The organism is Microcystis sp. M53603_WE2, assembly GCF_030065435.1.
Genome location: NZ_JASJFF010000621.1, coordinates 1 through 9,501 on the forward strand (window position 1 = coordinate 1; position 9,501 = coordinate 9,501).

A 9,501-nucleotide genomic window follows, 5' to 3' on the forward strand; every position below is an offset into this window, starting at 1 on the left:
ACCCCAACGGGGGGTTTGGGTAGGGTTGATTCATGAATCAACCCTACTATCAATCAACCCTACTATCAATCAACCCTAGGAGTTTGGGGGTTCTACCCCCCAAAGGCTTGGATTGAGTGATAAAATCGGAAGCAATACTAAATCCGTTGACTATAGGCTACATATCAGGAGAGGCAGTCATGCAAAAGGGGGAATAAATAATCAGTTTTTAATAACTGGATTTAGTAGAATAACTAAAAAGCTTGTTTAATGCCGATGACCAGTTTTATTTCCCCCACTACCATCTCTTCAACTCGTTTAAGTCTCAGCTATCAAGTGGCTATGTCGGAACCGACTTCACACCTCTTTGAAGTCACTCTACAGATTACCGGTTGGCAAGCTCCGATTTTAAACCTAAAAATGCCGGTTTGGACTCCCGGTTCCTATCTAGTGCGGGAATACTCCCGTTTAGTCCAAGATATTCAAGCTGTTAACCTCAACAGTCGCAAAGTTGCTAAAAATCACTGGCAGATTGACACCGGTAATAGTTCAGAAATAACGGTCAAATATCGCGTTTTTGCCCACGATTTAACCGTCAGAACCAACCATCTCGATGATACTCACGGTTACTTCAACGGGGCTGCTTTATTTTTCTATATCCCCGATTATCAAAAACATCCCCTCACCTTGACAATTATCCCCCCCCATAACGATTGGCGCGTTACCACTGCCTTAAAATCTTTACCCGGACAGAAAAACACCTTTCACGTTCCCGATTTTGATACCCTAGTGGACAGTCCTGTGGAGGTGGGGATTCATCAGTTATACGATTTTGTCGTCGAGGGAAAACCCCATCAATTAGCTATCTGGGGACGGGGAAACGCCAATCCTAGTCAAATTATCGCCGATACCACTAAAATTATTCAAACCGAGTCGGCTATGTTCGGTGGACTCCCTTATGATAATTATCTCTTTTTGCTACATCTTTCGGCGGCTGGTTACGGGGGACTAGAACATAAAAATTCCTGTACCCTTAACTATGCGCGTTTGGGATTGCGAGATAAGGATAAATATAATCGTTTTCTGCAATTAGTCGCCCATGAGTTCTTTCATCTCTGGAATATCAAGCGTATTCGCCCAAAAGCTTTAGAAAGCTTCGATTATGATGCAGAAAATTATACTTCTTCCCTCTGGTTTGCCGAAGGAACCACCAGTTATTACGATATAGTAATCCCTCTACGGGCGGGAATATACGATAGTAAGACTTTTTTAGAGCTTTTAAGCAAAGAAATCACCCGTTATCTCAATATACCCGGTCGTCTTGTCCAACCTCTAGGCGAATCGAGTTTCGATGCCTGGATAAAACTCTACCGACGGGATAGCAATAGCGATAATAGTCAAATTTCCTACTATCTCAAGGGGGAATTATTGTCGCTGCTTCTCGATTTACTAATTCGCACCCACACCGATAACCGTCGTTCCCTCGATGATGTTTTACGCTCGATGTGGCAACATTTCGGTAAAGAGGAGATTGGTTATACCGATGGGGAGTTGCAGGCAATTCTCGAATCTGCCGCAGGGGTGGATTTAAGCGACTTCTACCGCCGTTATATCGACGGTTTAGAAGAATTACCCTTTAATCAATATCTTGAACCTTTTGGACTCTATCTGCGGGGTGTTGACAATGGGGAGACGATACCTTATCTGGGAATGCGGCTACAGAGTGAAGCGGGTAAAGAAATAATTAAATTTGTCGAGATGGGTTCCCCTTGCCAAAAAGCGGGAATTAATGCTGATGATGAGTTATTGGCTATCGATGGATTGCGGGTGACGGCGGAACAGTTAAACGAAAGATTAAAAGACTACCGCGCAGGTGATATTATTCAGATAACAGTCTTTCATCTCGATGAATTGCGAACCCTTGCTGTTCCACTGGCTGCCCCGCAGACGATTCGCTATGAAATTATCAGGGTAGAAAATCCTTCTAATAGCCAGAAACAAAATTTTTCCGCATGGGTAAATCCCGTTTAGTTCTTGGTTCAATCAAAAAAAAATGTCTATTACCGAAATTCCTTTCCTTCCTCTCGCCTATTTTGAGAATAAATTTATCCCTTTTAGTGAGGCAAAATTATCCGTTGCTACCCACGCACTACACTACGGAACTGCCGCTTTTGGGGGTTTACGAGGTACTCCCGACCCTAGCAATCCGGGACAGATATTATTATTTAGATTAGAACGTCATTGTCAGCGTTTAAGTCAAAGTGCTAAGTTTCTTAATTACGAGATTCCTGCCGATAAAATCTATCAAATAATTATCGATTTTGTTAAAAAGAATCAGTGTAATCGACCTTTTTATATTCGTCCCCTTGTCTATAGTTCGGGGTTGGGAATTGCCCCGCGATTGCATGGTATCGAGAAGGATTTTCTCGTCTATGGTCTAGAAATGGATGATTATTTAGCAGCTGATGGGGTTAACTGTCGGATTAGTTCTTGGTATCGTCAAGAGGATAGAAGTTTCCCGTTGCGAGGTAAAATTAGCGCCGCTTATATCACTTCTGCTTTAGCAAAAACGGAAGCGGTAGAATCGGGGTTTGATGAGGCAATTTTGATGAATTCTCAGGGTAAAGTCTGTGAAGCGACGGGAATGAATATTTTTATCATCAGAAATGGTCAGCTAATTACTCCTAGTTTTGACCAAGATATCCTAGAGGGTATTACTAGAGATAGTGTTTTAACTATCGCGCGGGATTTGGGTATTCCGGTTATTGAAAGACCCGTAGATAAGACGGAGTTATTTATCGCTGATGAGGTGTTTTTAAGTGGCACTGCGGCGAAAATTACTCCGATTAAAAGGATTGAAACTTTTTCTTTACCTGCGGCTAAACCGATTACTTATCAGTTAAAAGAAAAGTTAAGTTCTATCGTTCTTAATCAGGAACCAAAGTATCAAGATTGGATTACTCAAGTTCCTTTATAGTTAGAGAAATTTACTTGATTTTTCCTTGAGATGCGTCATCATTTTACGCATCTCAAGGAACCCTGAAATAAACAGAATTTATCTATTTTTCGGTTTGATTCCTTCCTGTATGTAGGGTATAGTTCTCTTAGGATCAATCTTCAGCACGGGTTTCTTCCCTGTTGCTGTTTTTTCTTGTTGATTGTCGGTTTTTTGCTGATTTTGATTATTATCGGTTGTATGTTCCATAGTAGAGCAAATAAGTATGACAAATATTCGGCTTACCTATGATTATACCTTAAACTCTATCAAAGTTGTCAAGGATAGTATTAATCAACTAAATACAAAACTTACTTTGATTCTGACTATTAGCGGTGTTTTGGTTAATTTTGGCAAAGATTTACCTGCTTATATAGTTTCCCTTGAATGTAACCAGTCTATTTATCCTTGTCTTAGCTGCTATCTTTTGAAATTTTTGGCTTATTTATTCACAATTATTACTATTGGCTTAGGATTATGGGGTCTATCCCCAGTAGTGGGTGGTGAAATTATCCTACCAGAACAATTGCTTGCTGAGGAATGAAACCAAGCAGAGGAAGAAGACTATCTAACGGCTTTAATACAATATTTACAAACAGAAACTTTAGTTATAATCTCTAAAATTAGAGAGCAAAAAGCAATTAGATTAAATTGGGCAATTAGGACGATAGTAACAGCAGTAATCTTGTTTTTATTAGATGAGATGATTTTTATTTCTATTCCTGTTTTGGGTAAATTTTGTGCGGGGATATAACCCTAACTACCTTACTGCGCTAACACAGCCTACTTAATATTTTCTTGAAAAATAAGCTCTTGGGATTATTTATTGATCATTTATATTCGAGAAATTCTCAGCAGATAATGTGGATAATCTAGTCGATATTGTCATAAAAGTTAACAACGCTCACTGAATTTTCTTGATACACCCCAACTAGGGATGAATTTCTGGTATCGCTGGTCACTGAAATAGGTACAATAAACATTAGCTCGTTTTCATAGAGAACTTAGAATGACGCAAAATAATCCCCTAGAGTTGATTGAGAAGTTAGAAACAGGAATCCCCGGCTTTGATTTTCTTTCGGAAGGGGGATTACCGAAAGGAAGAGCAACTTTGATAGCGGGGACGGCAGGAAGTGCTAAAACGGTTTTTGCCTGTCAATTTCTCGCAGAAGGCATCAAAAATGGAGAAAATGGCGTTTTTGTCACCTTCGAGGAGCCACCCCAAGCACTAAGAAAAAATATGGGTGGTTTTGGTTGGAATATCCGGCAGTGGGAGGAGAATCGTCAATGGGCCTTTGTCGATGCTTCCCCCCAACCGGAAGAAAAGCCGATGGTGACGGGAGAATACGACCTAGGCGCATTAATCGCTCGCATTGAGTTTGCTATCCGCAAAAATAAAGCCAAACGGGTGTCTATGGATTCTTTAGGCGCAATTTTCAGCCATTTAAGTGATAGCGCTCAAGTGAGAAGTGATCTTTTTCGTCTGGCAACCGCTTTGCGAGAATTGGAAGTAACAGCGATTATGACCGCAGAAAGAACCCAAGAATACGGCGAAATCAGTCGTTATGGGGTGGAGGAGTTTGTGGCCGATAATGTGGTGATTTTACGCAACGTTTTAACCGATGAGAAAAGAAGAAGGACGATCGAAATTTTAAAATATCGGGGAACCGATCACCAAAAAGGAGAATTTCCTTTTACAATTATTCCCAATAAAGGGGCTGTGATTATTCCTTTATCAGCCATTGAATTAGAACAAAAATCCTCTAATATTCGCATTACTTCTGGCAGCTTGGAACTCGATAGAATCTGTGGGGGTGGTTTCTTCCGCGATTCGGTTATTTTGGTTTCGGGAGCCACAGGAACAGGAAAAACCCTGATGGTGACAGAATTTATGGCTGGGGGAGTAACCAATGGGGAAAGATGTTTAATTTTTGCCTTCGAGGAAAGTCGAGAACAGTTATTTAGAAATGCTACCGGTTGGGGTGTGGATTATGACCGCATGGAAAAGGAAGGTAAATTAAAGGTAGTCTGCCGTTATCCCGAAACTACGGGTTTAGAAAATCATTTAATTATGATGAAGGAAATTATCGAGGAGTTTCAACCTAATCGAGTGGCAGTAGATAGTTTATCTGCTTTAGAAAGGGTTTCTAATCTGAAAGGATTTCGGGAATTTATTATCGGTTTGACTTCTTTTATTAAGCAAAAAGAGGTGGGAGGATTATTTACTTCCACCACTCCCACTTTATTAGGAGGTTCCTCGATCACAGAAGCGCATATTTCTACAATTACCGATTCAATTATTCTGCTGCGTTATGTGGAAATGTATGGAGAAATGCGCCGCGGTATCACTGTTTTAAAAATGCGCGGTTCTATGCACGATAAGGATATTCGTGAGTTTTCGATCGATCATCAAGGTATGCACATCGGTCAACCTTTCCGCAATGTTACCGGAATTCTGGCTGGAACTCCTATGTACACAGCACAAACAGAAGTAGAACGTTTGAGTGGATTATTCGAGGATCGTAGTTAGGGTTTGCGGCAAAAAGTTTTTCGGTGGGGGTAGGGTGTAGGGTGTGGGGTGTGGGGTGTAGGGTTTTACCGATTTTCATCTGTTCAATTACCTAATTTTCAGGGAAAAAGTCCAGGGATTTTCCCCCTGATCACTCCCAGACGAGGCACTTTTGGATTTTAAAAAGGTCTAAAAGTCTTATCCAACAAGGTTTTTAGATTTATTCAGCAAGCTCTAGTTAAAATATAGCAGCATTTGCTAATCGCACATCGGCCGTTAGCTTTTTTCTCCCTATCTCCTTCTTGCTTTCTTGATATGTCTAAAAACTTTTGGTTGATTTTTCTAGGTCTTTTACTGATAAATAATCTACATTTATCAGCCTTGGCAGAAACAGTTTTACAAAGAATTGCTCGCACGGGAGAATTAAAAGCGGCAGCCAGAAAAGATGCTACTCCCTTTAGTTATATCGATGATAAAACGGGACAATGGACAGGTTACGGAGTGGAATTAATGCGCTTAGTCCAACGTCGATTAGCACAAGAATTAGGTAAACCGATTACAATAACCTTTATAGAAGCGACGACTAATAATCGTTTTCAGCAAGTGGAACAGGGACAAGTAGATTTATCCTGTAATGCGGCAACAATTACGGAAGAAAGACTAGAAAAGGTTAATTTTTCTATTCCCTATTTTATGACAGGAGCGCAATTTCTAACTAAAAGGGAAAATGTTGATAAAATAGATATTAATAACACTTTAGCGGCAGTTGCGATCGCCTATATTCCCCACACCACCACCGATAGTATTATTCGTTATATCTATCCTCTGGCTAATTGGCAAGCTGTCAGCGATCGAAGTGAGGCAGTGGCAAAATTACAAAGGGGAGAAGTAAACGCAGTGGTTAGTGATGGAATTCTTCTACTGGGGGAACTCGTTAAACAAGGACAGGATCCGCGACAATTTGTGCTACTACCCAGTCAACCGATTACCACCGAACTTTATGGCTGTATTTTACCCAAAAACGATCCCGAATGGAAAAAATTTGTTGATACTGTCGTCGGCAGCAATGATAACCAGAAACTGCGAGAACAATGGTTTAATTTAGAAGAAAGTTCTTTCCCCTATAGGATTCTCAATCAACCCTAAAAATAGACTGTAATTGCTGAAAATTAAAAGTAAGTAAATTCTGTTTTTTTTCTTTTTCCTTGTCACTTTTTTCTGAAAAATTATGTCTTTTGTCGGTTTACATATTCACAGTGATTATAGCTTACTTGATGGTGCTTCCCAATTACCGGCACTAATTGATCGAGCGATTGAATTAGGACAACCAGCGATCGCTTTAACCGATCATGGAGTCATGTATGGTGCGATCGAATTAATTAAAACCTGCCGTAATAAGGGAATAAAACCAATTATTGGCAACGAAATGTATATAGTCAATGGCGATATTGAAGTCAATCTTCGCCACCGAAAATATCATCAAGTTGTTTTAGCCAAAAATACCCAAGGCTATAAAAATCTAGTTAAATTAACAACTATTTCTAATCTGAAAGGTATTCAAGGTAAAGGTATTTTTGCTCGTCCTTGTATCAATAAAGAGTTACTCCAACAATACCACGAAGGATTGATAGTTACCAGTGCTTGCTTGGGTGGAGAGATTCCCCAAGCGATTTTAGCTAATAACAGGAAACTGGCTAAGGAAACCGCTAAATGGTATAAAAAACTTTTTGGTGATGATTTTTATTTAGAAATTCAAGACCACGGTTCTAAAGAAGATCGGATTGTCAATGTAGAAATAGTTAAAATTGCTAAAGAGTTAGGAATTAAAGTAGTTGCTACTAACGATTCTCACTTTATTTCCTGTTACGATGTAGAGGCCCACGATGCCTTGCTTTGTATTCAAACTGCCAAGTTAATTACTGAAGACAAACGCCTCCGTTATAGCGGTACAGAATACTTAAAATCTGCTGATGAAATGCGTTTACTTTTCCGTGATCATCTGCCCGAAGATGTGATTGAAGAAGCGATTAATAACACCTTAGAAGTAGCAGAAAAAGTCGAACCTTATAACATATTTAATGAACCAAGACTGCCTAATTATCCAGTTCCTGCGGGACATACTGCTGATAGTTATGTAGAAGAAATTGCTTGGTTAGGATTACTAGAAAGATTAAAATGTCCTTCTCGTCACGAGATTGAGCCTGTTTACAAAGAAAGGCTTGAATACGAATTAAAAATGCTACAGAAAATGGGATTTTCTACCTATTTTCTCGTCGTTTGGGACTATATAAAATATGCTAGAGATCATGATATTCCCGTCGGTCCAGGACGCGGTTCTGCGGCGGGTTCTTTGGTAGCATATTCTTTAAAAATAACCAATATTGATCCCGTTCATCACGGTTTATTATTTGAGCGTTTTCTCAATCCTGAACGGAAATCTATGCCTGATATTGATACGGATTTCTGTATCGAGAGACGGGATGAAATGATCCAATACGTCACGGAAAAATACGGGGAGGCTAATGTTGCCCAAATCATTACTTTTAACCGCATGACATCAAAAGCTGTCTTAAAAGATGTGGCGCGGGTGTTAGATATTCCCTACGCCGAATCGGATAAAATGGCGAAAATGATTCCCGTTTCTCGCGGTAAACCCACACCTTTAAAAGTGATGATTTCCGATGAAACTCCCGAACCAGCGTTTAAAGAAAGATACGATACGGAACCCCATGTGCGTCATTGGTTAGATATGGCAATTCGTATCGAAGGTACTAACAAAACCTTCGGAGTTCATGCTGCGGGAGTCGTCATTTCTTCCCAACCTTTAGATGAAGTGGTTCCCCTCCAGAAAAATAATGATGGGGCGGTAATTACCCAATATTTCATGGAGGATTTAGAATCATTGGGATTGTTAAAAATGGACTTTTTAGGGTTAAGAAATTTAACCACTTTGAAAAAAACCGCCGATTTAATTAAACAAAATCAGGGCATAGATATCGATCTTGATCAATTGCCTTTAGATGAAAGAAAAGCCCTGCAAATTCGGGCTAAAGGGGAACATAAAAAACTACCTCCCGATATTCTCAAAACCCACGGATTACTAGAAGAAGGGGATTTAGAAGGTATTTTCCAGTTAGAATCATCGGGGATGAAACAGATCGTTAAAGAGTTAAAACCATCGGGTATTGAGGACATATCTTCAATCTTAGCACTCTATCGCCCCGGACCTTTAGATGCGGGATTAATTCCTCTCTTTATTGGCAGAAAACACGGTAGAGAACCCATTCGTTATGATCATCCTTTATTGGAACCAATTCTTAAGGAAACCTACGCAGTTTTAGTCTATCAAGAACAGATTATGAAAATGGCGCAGGATTTAGCCGGTTATTCTCTAGGAGAAGCGGATCTATTGCGTCGGGCAATGGGTAAGAAAAAAGCCTCCGAAATGCAGAAACAAAGGGAGATGTTTATCGATGGTGCTGCTAAAAATGGTGTGGAAAAAAGAATCGCTGAAAATCTCTTTGAACAGATGGTAAATTTTGCCGAATATTGTCTGGGAGGTGAGACGTTAATTTTAACTGAGGAATACGGATTATTACCAATTGCTAAAATTGTGAGCGAAGAAATTAACTGCACTGTTTATACTGTTGACCAAAATGGTTTTGTTTATAGTCAACCAATCTCTCAATGGCACGAGCGAGGTTTACAAGAAGTCTTTGAATACACCCTAGAAAATGGGCAAACTATCCAAGCAACCAAAGATCATAAATTTATGACTAGCGACGGAGAAATGTTAGCCATAGATACAATATTTGAGCGAGGTTTAGATTTAAAATCCTCTGATTTTTCCTAAAAACCAAACCCCCCAATCTTGTCGGATTGAGGGGTAGGAAAGAATAATCCTGGCATCGAGCTATTGTCCCGGTCGGCAACCCGACAAGTATCTTGGCCACGGTGAAGTTTCACAACCGAGTTCGGGATGGAATCGGAGTGGTGCCATCACGTTAAAGACACCAGG

General features: G+C 40.0%; 7 protein-coding genes and 1 rRNA gene. 6 read left to right on the forward strand and 2 right to left on the reverse strand.

The window, feature by feature from the left end; translation table 11 throughout:
- The first annotated feature begins 249 nt into the window (after nucleotides 1–249).
- Together PX481_RS13215 and PX481_RS13220 are read left to right on the forward strand one after the other, a co-directional pair.
- Nucleotides 250–2,010: a M61 family metallopeptidase gene (locus PX481_RS13215; RefSeq protein ID WP_002761648.1), complete on the forward strand. Its 1,761-nt coding sequence runs from the start codon at nucleotides 250–252 to the stop codon at nucleotides 2,008–2,010.
- 22 nt (nucleotides 2,011–2,032) lie between these two features.
- Entirely contained in the window at nucleotides 2,033–2,956 is a 924-nt protein-coding gene (locus PX481_RS13220; RefSeq protein ID WP_288094712.1) for a branched-chain amino acid transaminase, read from the forward strand.
- A gap of 78 nt (nucleotides 2,957–3,034) precedes the next feature.
- Here the strand turns inward: PX481_RS13220 and PX481_RS13225 are convergent, their stop codons facing one another.
- The gene (locus PX481_RS13225) at nucleotides 3,035–3,184 is read right to left on the reverse strand and encodes a hypothetical protein (RefSeq protein WP_002761639.1); all 150 of its coding nucleotides are present in this window, start codon (nucleotides 3,182–3,184) and stop codon (nucleotides 3,035–3,037) included.
- A 16-nt stretch (nucleotides 3,185–3,200) separates the two neighbouring features.
- On the opposite strand from PX481_RS13225, the gene PX481_RS13230 reads away from it, so the two are divergent.
- The 4 genes from PX481_RS13230 to PX481_RS13245 all read left to right on the forward strand — a co-directional run bounded on the left by PX481_RS13230 (nucleotide 3,201) and on the right by PX481_RS13245 (nucleotide 9,336).
- Nucleotides 3,201–3,518 (forward strand): hypothetical protein, encoded by a 318-nt coding sequence (locus tag PX481_RS13230; protein ID WP_288094713.1) that lies wholly within the window; start codon nucleotides 3,201–3,203, stop codon nucleotides 3,516–3,518.
- Nucleotides 3,519–3,983: 465 nt separating this feature from the next.
- On the forward strand, nucleotides 3,984–5,504 hold the full coding sequence (gene kaiC / locus PX481_RS13235) for a circadian clock protein KaiC (RefSeq protein ID WP_288094714.1): 1,521 nt from the start codon (nucleotides 3,984–3,986) through the stop codon (nucleotides 5,502–5,504).
- Between the two features lie 294 nt (nucleotides 5,505–5,798).
- On the forward strand, nucleotides 5,799–6,629 hold the full coding sequence (locus PX481_RS13240; protein ID WP_002761633.1) for an amino acid ABC transporter substrate-binding protein: 831 nt from the start codon (nucleotides 5,799–5,801) through the stop codon (nucleotides 6,627–6,629).
- Nucleotides 6,630–6,711: 82 nt separating this feature from the next.
- A complete protein-coding gene (locus tag PX481_RS13245) occupies nucleotides 6,712–9,336 on the forward strand; it encodes a trans-splicing intein-formed DNA polymerase III subunit alpha N-terminal partner DnaE-N (RefSeq protein ID WP_002761630.1) in 2,625 nt (874 codons plus the stop codon).
- 47 nt (nucleotides 9,337–9,383) lie between these two features.
- On the opposite strand, the gene rrf is transcribed toward PX481_RS13245, so the two are convergent.
- Nucleotides 9,384–9,501: ribosomal RNA gene (rrf, locus tag PX481_RS13250) — 5S ribosomal RNA — on the reverse strand.

Bases quoted from the DNA above. Each gene is read 5' to 3' on its own strand.
- PX481_RS13215 (WP_002761648.1), top strand. From the start codon at position 250: ATGCCGATGACCAGTTTTATTTCCCCCACTACCATCTCTTCAACTCGT.
- PX481_RS13220 (WP_288094712.1), top strand. From the start codon at position 2,033: ATGTCTATTACCGAAATTCCTTTCCTTCCTCTCGCCTATTTTGAGAAT.
- PX481_RS13225 (WP_002761639.1), bottom strand. From the start codon at position 3,184: ATGGAACATACAACCGATAATAATCAAAATCAGCAAAAAACCGACAAT.
- PX481_RS13230 (WP_288094713.1), top strand. From the start codon at position 3,201: ATGACAAATATTCGGCTTACCTATGATTATACCTTAAACTCTATCAAA.
- kaiC (WP_288094714.1), top strand. From the start codon at position 3,984: ATGACGCAAAATAATCCCCTAGAGTTGATTGAGAAGTTAGAAACAGGA.
- PX481_RS13240 (WP_002761633.1), top strand. From the start codon at position 5,799: ATGTCTAAAAACTTTTGGTTGATTTTTCTAGGTCTTTTACTGATAAAT.
- PX481_RS13245 (WP_002761630.1), top strand. From the start codon at position 6,712: ATGTCTTTTGTCGGTTTACATATTCACAGTGATTATAGCTTACTTGAT.